This window comes from Mesorhizobium robiniae (assembly GCF_040545535.1).
GTDB classification, from domain to species: domain Bacteria; phylum Pseudomonadota; class Alphaproteobacteria; order Rhizobiales; family Rhizobiaceae; genus Mesorhizobium; species Mesorhizobium robiniae.
In genome coordinates this window covers 1-19,239 of the sequence record NZ_JBEPMC010000001.1, presented here as the reverse complement: position 1 = coordinate 19,239, position 19,239 = coordinate 1, and the positions used below count along the sequence as shown (strand labels likewise).

Annotated in this window: 20 protein-coding genes and 1 pseudogene; 14 read left to right on the top strand and 7 right to left on the bottom strand. The window is 61.1% G+C overall.

What is annotated here, in order from left to right:
* Positions 1-99 precede the first annotated feature (99 nt).
* Positions 100-1,014 (top strand): LysR family transcriptional regulator, encoded by a 915-nt coding sequence (locus tag ABID19_RS00105; RefSeq protein WP_354487057.1) that lies wholly within the window; start codon positions 100-102, stop codon positions 1,012-1,014.
* 76 nt (positions 1,015-1,090) lie between these two features.
* Positions 1,091-2,401: a hemolysin family protein gene (locus ABID19_RS00100; RefSeq protein ID WP_354487056.1), complete on the top strand. Its 1,311-nt coding sequence runs from the start codon at positions 1,091-1,093 to the stop codon at positions 2,399-2,401.
* 342 nt (positions 2,402-2,743) lie between these two features.
* On the opposite strand, the gene ABID19_RS00095 is transcribed toward ABID19_RS00100, so the two are convergent.
* Positions 2,744-3,538 (bottom strand): alpha/beta fold hydrolase, encoded by a 795-nt coding sequence (locus ABID19_RS00095; protein WP_354487055.1) that lies wholly within the window; start codon positions 3,536-3,538, stop codon positions 2,744-2,746.
* 143 nt (positions 3,539-3,681) lie between these two features.
* On the opposite strand from ABID19_RS00095, the gene ABID19_RS00090 reads away from it, so the two are divergent.
* Positions 3,682-4,152 carry a MarR family winged helix-turn-helix transcriptional regulator gene (locus tag ABID19_RS00090; RefSeq protein WP_354487054.1) on the top strand — a complete coding sequence of 157 codons (471 nt, stop codon included), beginning with the start codon at positions 3,682-3,684 and terminating at the stop codon, positions 4,150-4,152.
* 23 nt (positions 4,153-4,175) lie between these two features.
* Here ABID19_RS00090 and ABID19_RS00085 read toward each other — a convergent pair whose 3' ends face one another.
* On the bottom strand, positions 4,176-4,955 hold the full coding sequence (locus tag ABID19_RS00085) for an SDR family oxidoreductase (protein WP_354487053.1): 780 nt from the start codon (positions 4,953-4,955) through the stop codon (positions 4,176-4,178).
* A complete protein-coding gene (locus tag ABID19_RS00080) occupies positions 4,952-5,275 on the bottom strand; it encodes a nuclear transport factor 2 family protein (RefSeq protein WP_354487052.1) in 324 nt (107 codons plus the stop codon). The genes ABID19_RS00085 and ABID19_RS00080 overlap by 4 nt, the downstream gene beginning before the upstream one ends.
* Before the next feature lie 100 nt (positions 5,276-5,375).
* Here ABID19_RS00080 and ABID19_RS00075 point away from each other — a divergent pair, with 100 nt between their 5' ends.
* The gene (locus ABID19_RS00075) at positions 5,376-6,290 is read left to right on the top strand and encodes a LysR family transcriptional regulator (protein ID WP_354487051.1); all 915 of its coding nucleotides are present in this window, start codon (positions 5,376-5,378) and stop codon (positions 6,288-6,290) included.
* 102 nt (positions 6,291-6,392) lie between these two features.
* Here the strand turns inward: ABID19_RS00075 and ABID19_RS00070 are convergent, their stop codons facing one another.
* The gene (locus tag ABID19_RS00070; RefSeq protein WP_354487050.1) at positions 6,393-7,175 is read right to left on the bottom strand and encodes a class I SAM-dependent methyltransferase; all 783 of its coding nucleotides are present in this window, start codon (positions 7,173-7,175) and stop codon (positions 6,393-6,395) included.
* Positions 7,176-7,551: 376 nt separating this feature from the next.
* On the opposite strand from ABID19_RS00070, the gene ABID19_RS00065 reads away from it, so the two are divergent.
* The 7 genes from ABID19_RS00065 (at position 7,552) to ABID19_RS00035 (ending at position 14,688) form a co-directional block, all read left to right on the top strand.
* Complete coding sequence (locus ABID19_RS00065; RefSeq protein WP_354487049.1) at positions 7,552-8,475, top strand: hypothetical protein; 924 nt, start codon at positions 7,552-7,554, stop codon at positions 8,473-8,475.
* Between the two features lie 1,369 nt (positions 8,476-9,844).
* Complete coding sequence (locus tag ABID19_RS00060) at positions 9,845-10,837, top strand: AraC family transcriptional regulator (protein ID WP_354487048.1); 993 nt, start codon at positions 9,845-9,847, stop codon at positions 10,835-10,837.
* A 285-nt stretch (positions 10,838-11,122) separates the two neighbouring features.
* Entirely contained in the window at positions 11,123-11,488 is a 366-nt protein-coding gene (locus ABID19_RS00055; RefSeq protein ID WP_354487047.1) for a putative quinol monooxygenase, read from the top strand.
* Positions 11,485-12,228 carry an SDR family oxidoreductase gene (locus ABID19_RS00050; protein WP_354487046.1) on the top strand — a complete coding sequence of 248 codons (744 nt, stop codon included), beginning with the start codon at positions 11,485-11,487 and terminating at the stop codon, positions 12,226-12,228. Before ABID19_RS00055 ends, ABID19_RS00050 begins: the two co-directional genes overlap by 4 nt.
* Before the next feature lie 89 nt (positions 12,229-12,317).
* Positions 12,318-12,968: a DUF1579 family protein gene (locus ABID19_RS00045; RefSeq protein WP_354487045.1), complete on the top strand. Its 651-nt coding sequence runs from the start codon at positions 12,318-12,320 to the stop codon at positions 12,966-12,968.
* Positions 12,969-13,207: 239 nt separating this feature from the next.
* Positions 13,208-13,810 carry a histidine phosphatase family protein gene (locus ABID19_RS00040; RefSeq protein WP_354487044.1) on the top strand — a complete coding sequence of 201 codons (603 nt, stop codon included), beginning with the start codon at positions 13,208-13,210 and terminating at the stop codon, positions 13,808-13,810.
* 236 nt (positions 13,811-14,046) lie between these two features.
* Complete coding sequence (locus tag ABID19_RS00035; protein ID WP_354487043.1) at positions 14,047-14,688, top strand: hypothetical protein; 642 nt, start codon at positions 14,047-14,049, stop codon at positions 14,686-14,688.
* 152 nt (positions 14,689-14,840) lie between these two features.
* Here ABID19_RS00035 and ABID19_RS00030 read toward each other — a convergent pair whose 3' ends face one another.
* Positions 14,841-15,821: a quinone oxidoreductase family protein gene (locus ABID19_RS00030; protein ID WP_354487042.1), complete on the bottom strand. Its 981-nt coding sequence runs from the start codon at positions 15,819-15,821 to the stop codon at positions 14,841-14,843.
* Positions 15,822-15,918: 97 nt separating this feature from the next.
* Between ABID19_RS00030 and ABID19_RS00025 the strand changes: the two genes are divergently transcribed.
* The gene (locus ABID19_RS00025; protein WP_354487041.1) at positions 15,919-16,320 is read left to right on the top strand and encodes a winged helix-turn-helix transcriptional regulator; all 402 of its coding nucleotides are present in this window, start codon (positions 15,919-15,921) and stop codon (positions 16,318-16,320) included.
* Between the two features lie 48 nt (positions 16,321-16,368).
* On the opposite strand, the gene ABID19_RS00020 is transcribed toward ABID19_RS00025, so the two are convergent.
* Positions 16,369-16,974, bottom strand: coding sequence for an NADPH-dependent FMN reductase (locus ABID19_RS00020; protein ID WP_352933638.1), 606 nt, complete (start codon positions 16,972-16,974; stop codon positions 16,369-16,371).
* Between the two features lie 91 nt (positions 16,975-17,065).
* Here ABID19_RS00020 and ABID19_RS00015 point away from each other — a divergent pair, with 91 nt between their 5' ends.
* Entirely contained in the window at positions 17,066-17,434 is a 369-nt protein-coding gene (locus ABID19_RS00015; protein WP_354487040.1) for a winged helix-turn-helix transcriptional regulator, read from the top strand.
* Positions 17,435-17,921: 487 nt separating this feature from the next.
* On the opposite strand, the gene ABID19_RS00010 is transcribed toward ABID19_RS00015, so the two are convergent.
* Positions 17,922-18,317: an acyl-CoA thioesterase gene (locus ABID19_RS00010; RefSeq protein ID WP_352933632.1), complete on the bottom strand. Its 396-nt coding sequence runs from the start codon at positions 18,315-18,317 to the stop codon at positions 17,922-17,924.
* Between the two features lie 410 nt (positions 18,318-18,727).
* Here ABID19_RS00010 and ABID19_RS00005 point away from each other — a divergent pair.
* Positions 18,728-19,239 (top strand): annotated as a pseudogene (locus ABID19_RS00005) (hypothetical protein); the annotation flags it as partial.

Here is a 19,239-nt window from a genome sequence, read left to right as displayed (position 1 = left end):
CGCCGGACATCTATGCGGTTTTGCTATGGAATAAAGATCTCCTATGGTGCATGTTCGGAAACAGATTGACGAGAAAAAATCTACAAATGGAGAGCGGCGTTGGAACCAGCCGGCCTGCAAGGCGTCCTCGCATTCGTACGGACGGTCGAGGCCGGCAGCTTCACCGCCGCCGGTCAGCGGCTGCATGTGACCAAGTCGGCGGTCGGCAAGGCGGTCGCGCAATTGGAACAGCGACTGGGCGTTCGCCTGCTCAACCGCACGACCCGCAGCCTGAGCCCGACAAGCGAAGGCTTGGGCTACTACGAAGCCTGCGTCAGGGCGCTGTCCGAAATCGAAGCGGCCCAGTCATTGCTCGCCGCACGTCGGCTGGTGCCTTCCGGCCGGCTTCGCGTCGACGTGCCCCTGGCTTTCGGCCGTAGATGCGTGGCACCCGTGCTCTTCGAAATCTCCAGGCAATTTCCGGATCTGACGATGGAAATCTCCTTCAATGACCGGCGCGTCGACCTGATCGAAGAAGGCATCGATCTGGCGGTCCGCATGGGCGATCTCGATGACAGCCTGTCGCTCGCCGCGCGCCGCATCTACGCCCAGCGCTCGGCCATCTGCGCGGCCCCCGCCTATCTCGAAAAACACGGCCGGCCGGGGTCGTTCGAGGATCTCGCCAACCACAGCGTTATCGGCTACGGCCGCGACGGCATTGTCCGACCCTGGACCGTAAGGCATGCAGACGGCCATGTCGGAAAATTCGTGCCAAGGGCGCGGCTTGTCCTGGGTCACGGCGAACCGATGCTGGATGCAGCGCTTGCCGGCTGCGGCATCGTTTTTCTGCCGAGCTGGCTGGCGGCCGACAGCCTCAGGAGCGGCGAACTCGAGACGGTCCTATCGGACTGTCTCGTCGAAGACATCGTCGTGCATGCCGTCTGGCCGGTGACACGCAGCCTGACGCCAAAGGTCCGTGTCGTCGTCGACTCCCTGATCGAGCATTTTTCCTCGCCGCCATGGGATGCCGCGTGAGATGGTTGCCTCCGCCGCCACGAAAAATGATGCTCCTCTATTTTCGAAGACCTCGTCGCAATGCTATTGACCCCTCATGCTTTACGCTGAAATCGCTATCGTGGTCGTCCTCATCTGCGTGAACGGCCTTCTGGCAATGTCCGAGCTTGCCATTGTCTCGTCACGGCCTGCTCGCCTCAAGGCGATGATCGACCGCAACGTCACCGGTGCCGGACGCGCTTTGGCGCTCGGCTCCAATCCAGGCAAATTCCTGTCGTCGGTGCAGATCGGCATCACCCTGGTCGGTGTTTTATCAGGCGCCTTTTCCGGCGCCACGCTCGGCGAGCGGCTGTCGGTGTTCCTGGCATCGACCGGCATCCGCGAAAGCCTTGCCGATCCGATCGGCGTCGGCATCGTCGTCGCCCTCATCACCTACTTCTCGCTGATCATCGGCGAATTGGTGCCCAAGCAGATCGCGCTGCGCGATCCGGAGCGCGTCGCCGCCAGGGTTGCTCCGGCGATGACCATCCTTGCCACTGTCTCGGCACCGCTGGTGTTCCTGCTCGACATCTCCGGCCGCGCCATGCTGTGGCTGCTCGGCCAGCGTGGTGAAAGCGAGGAGAAGGTCACCGACGAGGAGATCAAGATGCTGGTCGCCGAGGCAGAACATCACGGCACCATCGAATCGGACGAACGGCGCATGATCGCCGGCGTCATGCGGCTCGGCGACCGCGCTGTCCGCGCGGTGATGACGCCGCGCACCGAGGTCGACTGGATCAACCTGCAGGCCGACGACGCAGCGACCCGCAAGCTCCTGATGGAGACCCAGCATTCGCGACTGCCGGCCGGCGATGGCAGCGTCGACGCCATGATCGGCGTCGTCCAGACCCGCGACGTGCTGGCCGCGATGCTTGGCGGTCGCGCGCTCGACCCGCGCCGGCACGTGCGCGCCGCTCCCATCGTCCACGACCAGGCCGACGCGCTGGATGTCCTTTCGACACTCAAGGAATCCGACGTGCCGATGGCGCTGGTCCATGACGAATACGGCCATTTCGAAGGCATCGTCACCCCGGCCGACATACTGGAAGCCATCACCGGCGTCTTCCGGGCGGACCTCGACGCTGGCGACGAGGAAAACGCCGTCAAGCGCGAGGACGGCTCATGGCTGCTCGCCGGCTATATGCAGGCCGACGAGATGGCGGACATTCTCGGCATCGACCTGCCGGAGAATCGCGACTACGAGACCGTCGCCGGTTACGTCCTGTCGCACATGCACCATCTGCCGGCGACCGGCGAATGCGTCGATGCGCAGGGCTGGCGCTTCGAGGTCGTCGACCTCGACGGCCGCCGCATCGACAAGCTCATCGCCACGCGCCTGCCCGGCGGCCATCGCGAAATCGTGCGGTGACAAACAACACGATTTATACACCGGTTCGAATGCCAGCTCTCGGCCCGTGGCGGGTCGCCATACCGTCACCGGCATAAGGCAGCTTCGCGCCTCAAACTCGGTCGTTCGCCGATATCCGAATTAGCCTGAAACCGGACATTCCTCGACCGCCTCGGTCGTGGCGAAGAAGTGCCGGCGCAGTCCTCTGCCGGATTGCCGCCTCAAGGAGACAACCGACAGCGGTCTGCGGACGTTGGAGAGAAAACACTCTCAAAACAGAACCGCCGGATGATCCACCCGGCGGCCGTATTTTCGTTTTGACACCTGAAAGCTCGAAATGTCCGCACACGGCGCGTGGCCGAACTATCGCGCTTCGACAGATCCCTTGCGGGCAGCTTCGTCGATCACGTCAGCGACGACCTTTGGCTGGGTCATAAAGACCGCATGGCTTGCCGCGACCTCCGTGATTGTCGCGCCGATGCGCTTCGCCATCGCTTGCAACATACGCTGATCGAAGGCCTTGTCATCGGTTGCAATTACTGCCCAGCTCGGCTTGCTTCGCCAGGCGGCATGCTCGAGCTTGGTTGCGAAGGCGGACATGTTTATCGGCACCTGAGAGTCCCGCATGAAAGCGGCATCCGCGTCCATCGTGTCGTTGGCAAAGCCAATCTTGAACCTGTCGGGAGAAACGAAGCCGAAGCCGTCCGCGGTAGTTTCGATGACAAATTCAGGCGGGGTCTGGTAACCCTCGTACTGCTGCGCAGTCGTCTCTCCGGCATCTGGCGACAACGCCGATACGTAAACCAGGCCCGTCACGTTTGAGTGGGTACCTGCTTCCGTTATCACCGTGCCGCCCCAGGAATGCCCCACAAGGACCGCAGGTCCATCCTGACGGTCAAGAATGCGTTTGGTTGCGGCAACGTCGTCCGCAAGCGAGGTGAGCGGGTTCTGGACGATCGACACACGATAGCCGCGGGCGGTCAGTTCGTCATAGACGCCGCGCCAACCCGATCCATCAGCGAATGCGCCGTGCACCAGCACCACGTTCTGGACGGTCTGGTTGTCGGGAATTCTCTCGGCAGAGTGAGTGGTCGTGGCTGCGGCAATTCCTGCGACAGCGGCAGTTGCGGCCAGAAGGTTGGTCGTCCTGGAAGTCATGCTGATCTCCTTTTACTTATCCGATAACAATTATCGCGATATCTTTATCTACGGTTCCAGCCGCGACATGTCCAGCATAATTTTTATCGCGATATTCTTTTTTCGGATCGGGTAGGCTATATCAGGCCCAAGGAGAGCCAACCATGCCAACGAAAAAACCCAACAACCCATTGCCGCTCGACGATCAGCTCTGTTACGCGATCTACTCTGCCGGCATGGCCATCCAGAGGGTGTACAAGCCACTGCTGGACGATTTAGGCCTGACCTATCCCCAATACCTCGTACTCAATGTCCTCTGGCGCGAGGACGAGCTGACCGTTGGCGGCATCGCCGAAAGGCTCGCGCTGGAGTCGAGCACTCTGACGCCGTTGCTCAAACGGCTCGAAGCGGCAGGACTTCTGCGCCGGACACGGAACCCCGCGAACGAGAGGCAGGTAGTGGTTGAGCTAACTGATAAGGGACGCGAACTCAGATCTCGTGCGGGCTGCCTTGCTGACGCTCTGCTTTCCTCCTCAGGGCAAAGCCCAGCGCATCTCAATCAGATCAACCGTGACGTCAGGGAGCTACGTGACGCGATCTATGAACATACTGGCGTCTGGAGGAGCACGGCCTAAGCCGGCAAGCAGGGGAGGCTTTTTTACACTGTAGGCACGGTTCCTCCGTCAATTACGTACTCCGCACCCGTGATCGAAGAGGCACGATCGGAAGACAGAAAGGCAACGAGATTGGCGATCTCGGTCGGGCTTGAGGGGCGACCGAGGGGGATCCCACCGAGGGAGTCCATTATGATCTTCTTGCCCCCTTCAACGTCGGTGCCTGCCTCATCCGCGAGACGTCGGGCGAGTTTGACGGAAGCCTCGGTTTCTATCCAGCCCGGAGACACGCGAACGACACGCACGCCTTTCGGCGACACCTCCTTGGAGAGGCTTTTGCTGTAGGTCGACAACGCCGCCTTCGCCGCGGCGTATGCGGTCGTGGCTTCTGGCAGGGGAAGCAGCCTCTGGATGGAAGAGACGTGGATCACCACGCCGCTTCCCTGCGCGATCATTCCCGGTATCAGTTCTCGGTCGAGCCGCACGGGGGGAAACAGGTTGAGATCGAGTTCCTTGTGCCAATCACTGTCGCCCAGCGCCGAGAAGCCGCCTGCCGGCGAGGAAGAACCGCCGAGCATGTGAACGATAATATCGACGCCGCCCAACTGACCCCTGACGGCTTCGGCCACCGTGAAGCAGCCTTCGCTGGTGGAAAGATCGGCAGCCACGAAAAGGTCCGCCGAAGAGTTCGCGGGGAACGAGCGGGCCGTCGTCAGCACACGCGCGCCGAGTTCGCGGAACAGGTCGACGGTTGCGGCACCGGCCCCCTTTGTGCCGGAAGTGATCAGGGCGCGCTTGCCTGATAGATTCAGGAAGTCGCTCATGCGCCGATCTCCAAGGCTGCGATCTTGTCGCCCATCAGACGGAAGACGTAGGTGAGATTTGCAGGGCTGCCGGGAAACTCGCCGGTGACTTTGGCGATCACCTTCGTCCCATGCTCGTCAGTGAGGGCTTCGACCGGATCGGCGACGTGCCGATACCTGGCTTTCGAGTATTCCCACCAATTGCCGATGGCATAGTGCCCGGAGTGGGAACGGCCCTCGTCATGGACAGCGGCCCCCGGCGCGAAGCAGGCCAGCAGAGCCTCGCAGTTGTTCTTCCGATCCGCGTCGAAATAAGCCTGGATCGCCTGCGGCAGTTGCATCTCTCATCTCCTCTTGGGGTTGTTCGCTCCACAAGTAGGCGTATTCCGATGTTCGGATAATTGGGATAAACATGGATGTCGAATTGCGGAAAGTGGGATAATGGCGAGGCTTGGCCTTCACGATCTGGAAGCTGTCGTAGCCGTTGCTCGCAGGTCCTCTTTCCGCGGCGCGGCGCTTGACCTGGGAATGTCGACGACTGCCCTTAGCAATGCCGTCGGCAAGTTGGAGGCCCACCTTGGCGTTCGCTTGTTCAACCGAACCACCCGCAGCGTATCTCTGTCGGATGCCGGTCGCCTGTTCGTCGAGAACGTCGGTCCTGCGTTGCAGGACATCCACGGTGCCATGGATGCAGCGCGCTCAAAGCAGGCAAACCCCACGGGAACGCTCCGCATCAATTCCTATGCCACTGCCGCGCGAGAAATCCTCTCACCCCTGCTTCTGGAGTTCATCAGGCGTTACCCGCAGGTCCATATCGATCTGGTGACCGAGGGACGGCTCTTGGACATCGTCGCGGAAGGCTTCGACCTGGGCGTGCGTCGCGCCACCCTCGTGCCGAGTGACATGATTGCGATCTCGCTCGGTCGGCCGCAGAGAAATGTGGTCATAGGCTCGCCCGACTATTTCAAAAGCCATGGTACGCCTTCCACGCCGACCGACCTCCTTCAACACAGGTGTATCCGTATCCGGCTGCCGAATGGCGCGCTCTTTCGCTGGCGCTTCGAGAAGGATGGGGAACCGCTCTTGATCGATGTGAACGGACCGATGACTTTGGATGAGGCAAGCCTGTCCCGCGGCACAGTGCTCGAAGGCGTGGCGCTGGGCTACGTAATGGAACGTGACGTGCGCGAGGATATTGAGGCAGGGCGGTTGATCAGCGTTCTGAAGGAATGGCTGCCGCCTACCGACGAACTCTGCATCTATTACCCGGGACGACGGAATCCATCCGCGGCGCACAGAGCATTCGTTGAGCTAGCACGGGAACTCGGCTCAAAAGGCCGAAACACGGCTCTCTAAGCGCCGTTCCGCTTTGCGCCGGAAGCGGTCATTTCAAGCTATTCGGCCAACCAACGCCCGCCGCTGCCCGCTCCGTTCGGACACGGCAATGACCGCTCGTGACTACTCGCTCGCCCGCTGAGCGGTGATGATCCACGCACGCGAGTCGAAAAACACACCGTCGGCAGTCAAGTGCGCGTCCAGCAAGGCGCGTAGCCTCTGCAACGCTTTGTCAGCCGCCGCCGTGCCGACGCCCGCCAGTGCTTGCTGCGCAAACCCGAAGCCGACAACAGCGTCATACGCCGCATCGACATCCGGACCATAGAAGACCGGCTCATGGACCTCGGCAAAGTCAAGGAACGCAAAGCCGGCCGCGGTCAGGACGCTGGTGGCGGCAGCGGGATCGCTGAGCGAGAACGCGCCGTTGGCGCTCACAGGAGCGACCGAGTCCGGAGCTAGCGCACGGGGAATGGCGGTGGCCCATTCGTTGCGCTCCCGGCTCTGCCACACCATCCACACCAAGCGCCCGCCCGGCCGCATCGCCCGCGCGATGTTGACGAACGCAGCGGCCGGATCGGCAAAGAACATCACCCCAAATCGGCTGATGCAGAGATCGAAATGATCAGCGGGGAACGCCTGGACCTGAGCGTCGCCCTGTTCAAATCCGACGTTCCGTAACCCTTGCTCTGAGCTACGCTCGCGAGCAACCTCAAGCATCTCTGCTGATACGTCGATACCGATCACGCTTCCCTTGACGGCGATGCGAGCAGCGTCACATGTGGTTTGCCCTGCACCACAGCCAATATCGAGCACGCGGTCCCGTGGTCCGGCGTTGACGGCAGCACGAAAGTGTTCGTTGTGCTTTCGCAACTCCGCGTCGTAGAAATCAGCGCGATTAAAGGCCATCACCTGTACCTGTCTTGGCGGGATGGCCAACCTAGCTCAGGGCCGAAGCGCGCGGCAATATGGCCTGCGGCATTGAGCAGGCAGCCTTTCGAAAATTTCAGACAACTCCCAGGAGAAACAACTCCCAGAGTAAATGAACAAGATTTCGTTCGTTCGAATGACGAAAAGTAGGAAATCGGAGATAACCTCGAGGTGGCGCGTCATCCAGTGCCGCGACGTGCAGTAAGTGGAGAATACAATAGCGGTGAGCCGCGGTCAGTGAGTTTCAGTGATGGGTCATGTGCAGAGCACCAGGTCAAAATGTCGCCGCTGTGACTTCACCTCCATTAAACCACCGCCTTTGAATTTCCTTCACGCGACACATGGCAGGGCCGCCATGCTGTACCTCGTTCCGCTATTTCTCATTCTGCTGTTGGCATCTCCGGCAAACAGTCAGGTGGCGCCAGATGCGTCAGAGATCGCCGCTGCTAACGACAGCTCGCCGGTCGCGGTTTCGCAAGAATTGGGCAAGGCGCAACTCGGCGCGCTCGGATCCGAAGAAGCCTTACGCCGCGAATTGGCCGCGGCACGAGCGGAACTGGCTAAGCAGGCACAAGCCCTGAAAGAGCAGCAGCAAATAGACGAAGCGCTGGAGAGCGCGCAGCGCGTTATCGAACGCTTTAGGGCCGAAGCCGTTCTCTGGGACCGCGAGAAGGCTGCCGGAGCGCACCCCTCTGTTGAAGCCTCTCAAGTGGCTGCGAAGCGGGCGCTTGATGAGGAGAGGCACAAGGTTGAACTCTTGGAACAAGAACTCACCACGGCTCGCCAAACTATCGACGCTCTTAAGACAGGCGCAAACCTGGCCGCGGTCGAGAAGACCAACGCAATAAAAGACCGAGCGGTGGCTGAGACCGCTCTAAGGCAAGCTGGAGAAGCACTCGAACTGGAACGCGAACGAGCAGGTGCAGCCGTACGCGACCTCGATATTGTTCGCAAGGAACGCGACGCTTCAAAGCAGATCTCGGCAGCGTTGAGTTCGGCGCTGGAGAAAGAGCGTCAAAGGGCTATCGGTCTAGCTCGCAGCCTCAGTGCTGCGCGTGAGGCCATCGACATCGTCAAGGAGAAGCGTCGCACTGTGGTGGCGCGCGCGCCGAAATCACGTACCCCACTTGCAAGTACGCTATCGCGTTCGGGCGTCCAACCAGCCCGTAAACCGGGCTTGCCGAAAAAACAGAAAGTGAAGGTCCAAAAGTCACGCCATCCTGTTCTGCCGGCAACCATCGCTCTTCCCGCCGCATTGCTCCCGACGCGACCAATGTAAAGCTCGACCTACGCCAGTGAAGACTAGCGCGTGAAATGGATGCCGCAGGGGAGTACGACAATGAAAAAGTACGTCGCAGCCGCATTGACGATCGGGATCGCAATCGGGCCTGCCTCGGCGCTTGACGCAGGTTTAGGCGGTAAGGCCGGCGGTCTCGGGCTCGGTGCTGGCGTGAGCGTCGGTTCGCAAGGCGCATCTGTGGGGGTCGGCACGAGCGTCGGCGGTCTTGGGGTCGATGCTGGCGTGAGCGCCGGTTCGCAAGGCGCATCTGTGGGGGTCGGCACGAGCGTCGGCGGTCTCGGGGTCGATGCTGGCGTGAGCGCCGGTTCACAAGGCGCATCTGTAGGGGTCGGTACGAGCGTCGGCGGTCTTGGGGTCGATGCTGGAGTGAGCGCCGGTTCGCAAAGCGCATCTGTAGGGGTGGGCACGACCGTCGACGGTGCAAGTGGAGCAAACGTTGGAGCTTCGGTCGGTGCAGGTAACGTGTCCGTCGGCGCAGGCGTTAGTGCCAGCGGCAGTCCATCGACAGTGGGCGACCATCCGTCCGCCGAAAACGGATCGGCTACCGCTCCCGGTAGTCCGGCCGCAATCACGACAGCCACTGCCTCTGCTAAGACCAACAGGCAACGGATGGCCCTGCCACCCGTGCTTAGGCCTTCCAAAGCCGGTGAGGGTGGCTCCACCAGGGGCTATCCCCTTGGGTCTCTGGGACCCCTGAAATCGAAACCGGGTACGCCAGCTCAGGTCGTACGAGCCTGCCGCGCGGCGATCAAATCCGCTGCAACGCCGCTTGGCGCCGTCAGTGTCCACGCGGTAAGCGCAGGTGTCTTGCGTCAACGCCGAGGCGCACTCACGGCGCCGATCGAGGTGCGAATAGACTATGCAAGACAAGGCGGCATCGAAGTTCGGCGGGCGCGAGTCGGCTGTCGCCTCAACACGGCAGGCAGGGTCACTGCAATAAAGTAGCTCCGGGCCTGTCCCTGTGAGTGGGACGCAAGGTGCGCTGCCGAAGTCGCTTGAGTTGGGTCGGTAATCAACCTGTGCCCGCGAGTCTGAGTTTGCCAGCCCGGCCAGCATGCGTCCGCGTACTGGCCGCAGACCTAGCAGTAGACGCGCTATCGCAACAATCCTGGCGAAGCCAAGTTTACTTTTGGACAGTACGCCTCGTACCGGCGCAATGCGGACGAATTCCACGATCAGCGTGTCGGCAATTTAATCGACCACAATGCTCAAGGCACCAGCACGCCCTCGCCGGCCGAGCGGCGCTCGTCCAGCAGACGGATGCGCCTCCGTAGCATATTCTGCTGCCCACCAAGAGATAACGGGATGCATAAAGAGTATGCCAAGGTTTGAGGCAAAAGGAGTGCGTATGGACGATCCGCTTAGATCCATAAATCGGCCCGGTCTTGGGCGTGCAACGATGGGCTACCAGCCGGCCGAGAATGATTTGTTGAGCGAGGTGCTGCGCGACCTGCGCCTTGCCCATGCGAGATATGGCCGCAGCGAGTTGACGGCGCCCTGGGGCATCGCCGTGCCGTTCAGGGAGGGCGTTCGATTTCATGCGATGCTCGAGGGTCAGTGCTGGATACAAGCCAAGAGCTTGCCACCGCTGCTGCTGGAATGCGGCGATGTGCTTCTTCTTCCCCACGGGACAGAGCACACCATGTCCGACCGGCCCAAAGGGAGAGCCTTGCCACTGGAGGATATCAAGCCGGCGTTGATCGGGAATGGAACCTACGAGTTGAAGTCCGGCGGCGGCGGTCCGCGATCGCTGATCGCATGCTGCACGATCGGCTTTGAGGGGCCGACGGCAAATCCGCTGCTGGAACTGCTGCCTCCGGTGATGCATATTCGCTATGCAGAGCACAGCGATACTGACCTGCCAAACCTCCTCTCCATGATGGCGCGGGAGGCTGATGGGCAAAGAATCGGATCGGCAACGGTAATGGCGCGCCTTGCCGATATTGTCATGACGCAAGTAATCAGATCTTGGGTCGAGACGTGTTCCGACAATCTGACTGGTTGGCTGGCGGCTGTGCGGGATCCGCAAATCGGGTCTGCGCTTGCAAGAATCCATCGCTCCCCCGGGGAAGACTGGCCAGTCGATCGCCTGGCCGCATTGTCTGGGCTGTCGCGATCGAGGTTCTCACAGCGATTCAAGAGTCTATTGTCCGTATCCCCCGCCCGCTATCTCCTGCAATGGAGGCTTCGGCTGGCGGAATCCTGGTTGCGGAACGGATACATGTCGCTGTCCCAGGTCGCCTCGGAGTTGGGATATGAGTCCGATGCATCCTTCAGCAGGGCATTCAAACGCTTCATAGGCGTCTCGCCAGGCGCGGTCCGAGATTCCGGCCGCGGGTGAGCATAACAGAGACCGGATCGGTCCTGCATATCGCCTGATGCGATCCACAGCCGATGTAATCGGCGCGACAAACGGTCAGACATTCAAGCGTTTCTGCCATAGCGGCGCCGCGCCAGGATCTGCAAATTCTCAATTCCGGAATCACTCGACCCATTCGCGAGCGAAAGTACGGATTGCATCGCGGTGATTTATCGAAGGAGCGATCGTCGGCATTTCAAGTGCGCCATGAATGCATGACGCGTGAGTTGCAGAATACCTCCTAGGCCCATCCAGTAGGAGACCCACATGGCGTTGACGTTGCCTGATCTTCCCCCACCAGCAACTGGCGAAGGCACGCCCTATTGCATTATCGCCAAGCATCGCGCCGCTCCTGGTCAAGGCGAAGCGCTCGTTACCCGGATGCTTGAGGATCTCGAAGCGACGAGATCAGAAATTGGCTGCCTTCAGTTCCACATCCATCGGGATCGATCTGACCCCGACCTCATCGTCATCTACGAAGTCTGGCGCAGTATCGCTGCACTCAAAAGTCACTTCGGCGAGGCCTATGTCCAGAGGTTCGTCGCCGATGCCGGCGAATATGAGCCTGGCGACATGGAGACGCAGTGGCTCGAGATGCTGAGCCCATATGCCGGCGGCAGAGATCCACGATGATCGGTGACGCGCAGCCTCTTTCGAATCAGCGCGTCGTGATCGTCGGCGGTACAAGCGGCATGGGTATGGGAGCGGCCCGCGCAGCCTCTCAAGCAGGCGCCGAGGTCATTGCGCTCGGACGGCGCCTGTCGGCGAAATTGGCTGCAGAGCAAAGCGCCCACGGTTCGATCACGTTCCAGTCGCTGGACATGACCGACGATGCGGCGGTCGAGCAAGTGTTCGAAACACTGGGAGCGCTCGACCACCTTCTCATCACCGCAACTCCACCGGTGCCTGGAGGAACCTTCCTCTCCCAAACGATGGCCGACGCGCAGGCGGTTCTGCATGGCAAGCTCTTGGGCAGTTGGTCTTGCGCGCGGCACGCGGCGCCCAAGATGCGGAAAGGCGGTTCGATCACATTCACTACCGGTGGCTTGGTGACCAGGCCTCGCATGGGCGCTTCGATGATGATGGTCGCGTTCGCTGGTCTGGAGGCGCTGACACGAGCCCTTGCGCTCGAACTCGGTCCGATCCGCGTCAACACCATCCGTCCAGGCGTCATAGACAGTGAGATGTGGGCCGGCATGCCGCAAACCGAGCGCGAGGCGTTTTTCGCGTTGGTGCGCGAGCGCTTCCCAGCAGGTCGGGTTGGAAAAGTCGACGATATCGGCAAGGCCGCACTTTTCCTGATGACTAATGATTTCGTGACCGGAGCCATTCTAGAGGTTTCTGGTGGCGAAACGCTGGTCAGCATCGAATGATCTAGCAGATTAAGCCATACGGCAATTTTACAACGGTCACCGTCAATCAAGCACGTTACATAAATTTCAGATAAACAAGTGGACCGCAGATGAAAAGTATCATTGATACACTACACGTTTCCCTATTTGTCGTCGCGTTCGCCCTCCCCGTTCCTTTCGGCGCATTGGCTCAAGATGGCTCGGCCGCGCCCTCGACGCAGTCCGAGTTGCCCAAATGGCTTAGTCGCGGATTGCCGGGTCAGGCGCATGAGGTTTTGGCGCCACTAGTTGGCACGTGGCGGGTCCAGTTGAGCTTCTACGGCACGCTCGGCCGCAGCCCCGATCAGCCGCCGCTCGTGACGGACGACCTCATTAGCCGTCGGCAGTGGTTGGCAGGCGGCCGTTACATCGAAGACACGATGGAGGGGACGCTGGATGGTGCGCCAATCTGGCGCAAAGGCTGGCTCGGCTACAGTATCATGGACGACCGATACGAGTGGATCACGATCGATCCTGTCAATACAACCATGATGTACTACGAAGGCGCCGCCGGATCGGGAAATCAAAGGCCCATCAGCATGTCCGGGGCCTTCACCGACCAGGGTGTGGCTGGCGAAGACACAGTCGGCAAGTCGGTCGGCATGCGCACAGTAATCAAAATCGAGAACAACGATCGCCATGTCTTCGAACTCTATTTCACACGTCCCGGACAGCAAGAGGCCTTGGCCACGCGCGGCGTCTATACACGGCTGAAAGAGTGAGCGTCCGTTCGAGGGCGGCCCGGCGTCTCATTAGCTCGCTCGGTGCTTGACCGCGCCTGGTCTGAACCATGGAGCCGAGAGTTTGTATGCAGATAGCGGCAAAATACCCCCAAGGCCAATAATTGTCGAACCGGCAGCAATGTCCAGGTTCACGTCCTGAACCCCTGATTTAGAATGTGAGCTGGGCGGTTCACCAACATCTAAACTCAGGATGCATCATGCCTAGGACTGTTCGCTATTTGACCCATCCGCAGGTTCGGATCGAGCCCGAGAAGAGCGTGCCAAACTGGTCGCTGAACGAGATCGGCGCGGGGCGGGTCGTCGCCTTGGCATCGCGTCCTGGATTGCTCGCCCTGACACGGCGGGTAGTTTGTAGCAACGAAACCAAGGCGATCGAGACCGCGCAACCGATTGCAAATGCTCTCGGCGTTGATCTGGAGATGCGCCCTCGCATGCGCGAGAATGACCGCAGTGCGACCGGCTTCCTCCCTCCAGAAGAATTCGAGAACACAGCAGATGCCTTCTTTGCCAATCCGTCGCAAAGCGTTCGCGGCTGGGAGACGGCTCAGGATGCGCAGCGCAGGATCGTGGAAGAGGTCGAGACCTGCCTCTCCAGTCCCGGGGAAGGCGATGTGCTGTTCGTCGGGCACGGCGGCGTCGGCACGCTCTTGTTTTGTGCCTTATCGGGCTTTGCCATCGATCGCCGGTTCGACCAGGGACCGGGCGGTGGCGGGTGCTGGTTCGAGTTTGAAGTTGAGAAGCGCAAACCGTTGGGCGGCTGGCAGCCAATGGAAGTACTGTCGTACGGATCCCTAGCCCCTGATATCACGTCCAGTGGCTGACTGCCGCCCAGATATGCCGCCCCGTCGAGGAGACCAGACCAATGCCAATCATCACCGTCCGATACGTAACAAGCAACGAGGTGAGACCCGAGGACGTGGCCAGTGCGGCGTCGGCAGCATCCACCAGCTTTTTGCGCAAACGCGCTGACCTGACAGCCGTCGCGTAGGCCTGGGTCGACGGTTCTGTCGCTCAGGATGCGCCAGCGGCGGCATGCTCACCATAGGAGACATATGCAATGGCCGACACGACAACACCCCAGACCGCGCTTCTCACGGCCCTCGCGACAGAGCATTTCGTGCAGCAATCGGCGATCAGCGCAACGATCAGCGAAATGGCGTCGCGAACGACCATCTACATCATGTCTCTATCGAGCGCTCTAGTGGCGACGGGCTTTGTCGCGCAGTCGCCTGAATTCCTTCAGCCGTTTCTCCTAGCCGTGCTGCCATCACTCTTTTTGCTGGGTAGCTTCACCGTCCTAAGGTTGGTCGATATAGCCGCCGAGAACATGCAGGCCCATATCGGCATCGCCCGGATCAGGGCCTACTATCGAACGCTGGGGGACGATGCTGCTTTTCAGTTTTCCAAAGAGTTCGGCCGTTGGCCAGAAAACGACGCCGAACCGTCGCTGCGTTCCGGGCCGCTCCTGGCGCATCTGACGACAGCCGCGACGATGATCGCTTTCGTAAATGGCATTGTCGCGGCGGCGGGCGTGACCCTTCTAGCGCTATATGTCGGATCAGCGTTGGCGCCTGCACTGTGCCTTGGTGCCGGCACAACAACCGGCTTGATGATACTTTTCTATTGGTACCAACGCCTTCGAACGAAAGGCATGGTCCGCCTCGCCAAAGCTTACGGCCCTGAAAAGAGCGTTCTTTGAGCGAAAGGTCAATGCAGTATTGGCGCAACCACGACTTCCAGCGTGGTCACCCGCGCTGTCTGCTTCCAGGAATCCGCAAAGCTGATCTTTACGGCCGACATAGGCGCAAAGCGGACAAATTCCAGCGTGTGGCAGTTTAACTGACTACGATACTAAGGTATCAACACGACCTTGCCGGTCGAGCGGCGCTCCTCCAGCGAGCGATGCGCTTCGGCCGCCCGGTCGAGCGGATAGCGCCCGCCTTGCGTTACGGCAAGCTGGCGGCTCGCGGCCAGGTGGAAAAGCTCTGACAGGCTGGCCCTGAGCACATCGGGCGAGAGCAGCGGCAGCAGGGCGAACCCTCTCAACGACTGGTTCTGGAGGATCATCGCTTCCATCTCCGAGGCATCGATCGCGTATCTGCCCAGCGCCGCAAAGACCAGCTCTCCGCCAGGCGCGAGCGCCCGCAGCGATGCCGCTGTCATCGAGCCGCCGACAATGTCGTAGACGATATCGACGCCGGCGCCGCCTGCCGCTTCACGGACGCGCGTCGGCCAATCCGGCGTGCTGTAGTCGACCGCGGCATCGGCTCCAAGCGACAGGGCAAGATCGAGCTTGGCCCTGCTGCCGGCGGCCGCGATCACCGCGCTGGCGCCTTGGCGTTTGGCGAGCTGGACCAGCAGAGATCCGACACCGCCTGCAGCTGCAGTCACCAGCACCGATTTGCCGGCCGGCGGGCTTTGCCGCGGCAGATAAAAAGCCGTCAGCCCTTGCACCATCAAGGCCGTCGCGGCTTCGAACGAGAGTGTATCCGGTAGAGGCACGGCCAGATTGGCATCGATCGTCACATACTCGGCATATCCGCCGAACGGGCGCTTTGAGGCAAATAACGGCGCCGCCACACGTTTGCCCAGCAGTCGTTCGTCCACCCCTTGCCCAAGCACCTCCACTGTGCCGGCGGCCTCGACGCCGAGAACCATCGGCAAGTCCGGCGTCACCGCATAGCGATCCCCGCGCATCAGCGCTTCGAAGAAATTCACACCGGCCGCATGAACGCGGATCAGCACCTCGCCGGCCTGTGGCTCAGGCTTCGGCATCTCGACGACATCGAGGACGTCGGGACCGCCGAAACGGTTCAGTTGAATGGCTCTCATGGCATGCACCCGTCGCTATGGCATTGGCTGCTCTTTGCCACTATCTGCCTGATCGCGACTACACACTCATTTGTCCGCTGCTGACCAGGAGGTGACCATGGCCAAGCTGACCAAAAGACTGCCCATGCTGCCGGCGGAACGCGCTTTGAAAGTGATCTCGGGCCGATGGAAGGCTGTTATTCTCTACCATCTCTTCGACGGCCCCCGGCGTCTGTCGGTGCTGAAGACGCTGGTGCCTGATATCGCGCAGAAGGTGCTGATCCAGCAGCTTCGCGAAATGGAAGAACACGGCCTGGTCTGCCGCGAGATCTTTGCCGAAATTCCCTCACGCGTCGAATATTCGGCGACGCGCCTCGGCCTCAGCCTCGAGCCTATCCTTCTGGCGCTCTGCGAGTGGGGTCAGCACCATGCGGATGAGCTGAATGAAATGGACCGCCTTGCCGATTGCATCATCAGGCCTCGGCAGGTAGAGCAGCCGGTCCCCGCCCTCAGAAACTAAAAGGGGCGACGCAAGCGCCGCCCCAGATCCTTGGGAAGAAACCGTCGTTCAGGCGGCTCTGACTTCCTCGGCGACGGCGTCGGCCTGACGCGCCGCCTTCAGTACCTTGGCCCACCATGCGACGTCGTTGACCAATGCGGTGGCTGCCTGGTTCAGGTGCTCGATCTCTTCGAGCTTCTTCTCACCTTGCCGGACGGCAAGGAAATCGCCCCAGGCGATATGGACTGCGGACTTGACCGGCGCCATCTGCAACTCGACGGCGTAGAGACGGAGTTGCTCTACGGCGCGCGAGCCACCGACGCTGCCATAGCCGACGAAGCCGGCGGGCTTCTTGTTCCATTCATTGGCGGCGTAGTCGATGGCGTTCTTCAGCACGCCCGTCGGGCCGTGATTGTATTCGGCGGCGGTGAAGATGAAGCCGTCGAACTCGGCCACCTTCTTTTGCCAACGCTGCGCCACCTCGTTCTGCGATGGCGCCCACGCGGAGGATGCGACCTCGTCGAAGAACGGCAGCGGGAAGTCGCGCAGGTCGACGACTTCGACATCGATGTCGGCATGCGACTTGGCGATCTTGGCGATCCATTGAGTGGGCACATCGGCGAAGCGCGCGGCACGGGTTGAGCCAATGATGATGGCGATTTTCGGTTTTGACATAGAGGGGCTCTCCTTGCAGGAAATAGTGGTATCGTTTGGATACCTAAGCTATATGTTATACTGACAGCTTGACGCGCAAGGAGGCACTTTTTTGTTACCTAGGCACCCGCACCGCTCCGAAGACTGCCGCGCCGTGTCGGAGATCCTGCAACGCGTCGGCGACAAGTGGACGGTGCTTGTCGTCGGCAAGCTCGGCGAAGGGCCGCTGCGCTTCAACGAATTGCGTAACGCCGTCGGCGGCATCTCGCAAAAGATGCTGACCACCACCTTGCGCGGGCTGGAGCGCGACGGCTTCGTCACCCGGACCGTGTTCCCGACCATTCCGCCACGCGTCGACTATGAGCTGACCGACCTGGGCTACGAACTTCTGGTGCCGGTCGGTGCACTCGGCGAGTGGGCGCGCAAGAACACCGAACGAGTGAAGGTGGCGCGCGAAAAATTCGACCGTATGCATGCTTGAAGCCCTTGATCTGCAAGGGTTTTGCATGGTCCCCTCTCCCGGACAAACCCTACTGCCGCAGCTGCACGTCGGACTTCTCGATCCGGTCCATTTCGGATCGGGAGGGCGGCTTTTACCGCCGATCGTCCAGGTCGTCTCTTTTGCGGCAATTGCTCACCGTCGTGCCGCTGGTGTCCCACGTCGTCGCCGCGCAGATTTCGCACTTGACTGCCTGCCCGTCGATGGTGCGGTTCGCGACGTGGAACTGGCACCTGAGTCACCTTGCTCGACTTCAGCAAACGCGGTTCTCGACTGCAGGCAGAGCAGCGCTGCCAAAAGCGCTCGCCAAAGCAGCGTTCAGGATGTGTTGACGCATTGTCTTTCCTCCAAGGTCCCCTTCGGTCGCGCCGCAGGCACTTACAGGCAAAGACGGTGCGCGATGATTGCCCGCATCCCCCAGCGCGGCAGGGGCGGCCAACCAAAGTTCGGGCTTCCGAAATCGGGCTGATCAGCTTTCCGGTGGAACCGCCTTCGGCCTGCCTTCGCCATCCAGCGCCACCATGACGAAATCGGCATGAGTGACCTTCTCCATCAGATCGGAGAGGTAGCGCTGTGCCCAGGCCTCGACCTTGAGCGTCATCGAGGTGCGGCCGACGCGTTCGACATGCGTGTAGATGCACAGGGTGTCGCCGATCTTCATGGCCTTGGCGAATGACATTTCCTTGACGGCCGCCGTCACCACGCGGCCCTTGGCGCGCTCGGCGGCGCGGATGCCGCAGGCAAGGTCCATCTGCGCCATCACCCAACCGCCGAAGATATCGCCCGCCGCGTTGGCGTCCGAGGGCATGGCCAGTGTCCTGAGCGTCAGATCGCCGATCGGCCGGCCGTCAGCATAGTGCACCATGCGCCAAATCCCTTCGATTGTCTCGATCCCGTATCGGGCCGGCGATGATGCGTCAACGCGCCGCCAGCCGGAAACGTCGCAGTTTGAAACGCGGCTATGGGGGTGGACTATTGCCCTTTGACTCATCGATCGGAACGAGCAGGTAGCGCCATTTCCGGACCAACATCGAGGCGACCTTGTCGCTCGCGATGCCGTACGCAGAGGTCCAACGTTGTTTTTCGTTCTTGAAGATCGGTCTGATCATCGACAGCGGTCCCGTGAAAACTCATCAAAAGCGTCGCGCTTCTCGGGGCCTTCCCGGCTTCGGCCGGTGAAGCGCCGCGCCCTGGCCATATTCTCGACGGAAAAACGCCTCGAAGCGCCCGGGAATCGACCGATTGGGAACAATCTTACCTGTTTCAAGGTTGAGGATGCGCAAGGGACTGCTCGACGGGATCGTTGCCCAGATGAAACGTCATTTTCGGATTCTTGTGGGTGCCGCGGTCGGCCTCATGTTGACACCTGCTCCGCTTCCCGCATTTTCGCGCGACGCCCAGCCGCACGCCGCCCCTCTTATTCTGGCCCAAGCCCAGTCGCCCGAAGAGGAAAAGCAGCTGCGCAGGAAGAAACGAAAGGAGGCCAGACGCGACGAGCAACCGACTCCCCGGGCAGAAAGGCCGGCGCAGCGCGAGCGGGCCGAGCGGCCTGCGGCGCGGGAGCGCGAAGCCGTTAAACGGCGTACCGCCAAACCCGAGCCCGCGATCGCCGAGGAGCGCCAGAAGCGGCGCAAGGTGCGCGAAGCTGTCAAACGGCGTGCTGCCGAACCCGAGCCCGCGATCGCCGAGGAGCGCCAGAAGCGGCGCAAGGTGCGCGAAGCTGTCAAACGGCGTGCCGCCGAACCCGAGCCTGCGATCACCGAGGAACGCCAGAAGCGGCGCAAGGT

Coding starts and splice junctions, on each gene's coding strand:
- ABID19_RS00100 (WP_354487056.1), top strand. CDS start 1,091: ATGCTTTACGCTGAAATCGCTATCGTGGTCGTCCTCATCTGCGTGAAC.
- ABID19_RS00095 (WP_354487055.1), bottom strand. CDS start 3,538: ATGACTTCCAGGACGACCAACCTTCTGGCCGCAACTGCCGCTGTCGCA.
- ABID19_RS00090 (WP_354487054.1), top strand. CDS start 3,682: ATGCCAACGAAAAAACCCAACAACCCATTGCCGCTCGACGATCAGCTC.
- ABID19_RS00085 (WP_354487053.1), bottom strand. CDS start 4,955: ATGAGCGACTTCCTGAATCTATCAGGCAAGCGCGCCCTGATCACTTCC.
- ABID19_RS00080 (WP_354487052.1), bottom strand. CDS start 5,275: ATGCAACTGCCGCAGGCGATCCAGGCTTATTTCGACGCGGATCGGAAG.
- ABID19_RS00075 (WP_354487051.1), top strand. CDS start 5,376: ATGGCGAGGCTTGGCCTTCACGATCTGGAAGCTGTCGTAGCCGTTGCT.
- ABID19_RS00070 (WP_354487050.1), bottom strand. CDS start 7,175: ATGGCCTTTAATCGCGCTGATTTCTACGACGCGGAGTTGCGAAAGCAC.
- ABID19_RS00065 (WP_354487049.1), top strand. CDS start 7,552: ATGCTGTACCTCGTTCCGCTATTTCTCATTCTGCTGTTGGCATCTCCG.
- ABID19_RS00060 (WP_354487048.1), top strand. CDS start 9,845: ATGGACGATCCGCTTAGATCCATAAATCGGCCCGGTCTTGGGCGTGCA.
- ABID19_RS00055 (WP_354487047.1), top strand. CDS start 11,123: ATGGCGTTGACGTTGCCTGATCTTCCCCCACCAGCAACTGGCGAAGGC.
- ABID19_RS00050 (WP_354487046.1), top strand. CDS start 11,485: ATGATCGGTGACGCGCAGCCTCTTTCGAATCAGCGCGTCGTGATCGTC.
- ABID19_RS00045 (WP_354487045.1), top strand. CDS start 12,318: ATGAAAAGTATCATTGATACACTACACGTTTCCCTATTTGTCGTCGCG.
- ABID19_RS00035 (WP_354487043.1), top strand. CDS start 14,047: ATGGCCGACACGACAACACCCCAGACCGCGCTTCTCACGGCCCTCGCG.
- ABID19_RS00030 (WP_354487042.1), bottom strand. CDS start 15,821: ATGAGAGCCATTCAACTGAACCGTTTCGGCGGTCCCGACGTCCTCGAT.
- ABID19_RS00025 (WP_354487041.1), top strand. CDS start 15,919: ATGGCCAAGCTGACCAAAAGACTGCCCATGCTGCCGGCGGAACGCGCT.
- ABID19_RS00020 (WP_352933638.1), bottom strand. CDS start 16,974: ATGTCAAAACCGAAAATCGCCATCATCATTGGCTCAACCCGTGCCGCG.
- ABID19_RS00010 (WP_352933632.1), bottom strand. CDS start 18,317: ATGGTGCACTATGCTGACGGCCGGCCGATCGGCGATCTGACGCTCAGG.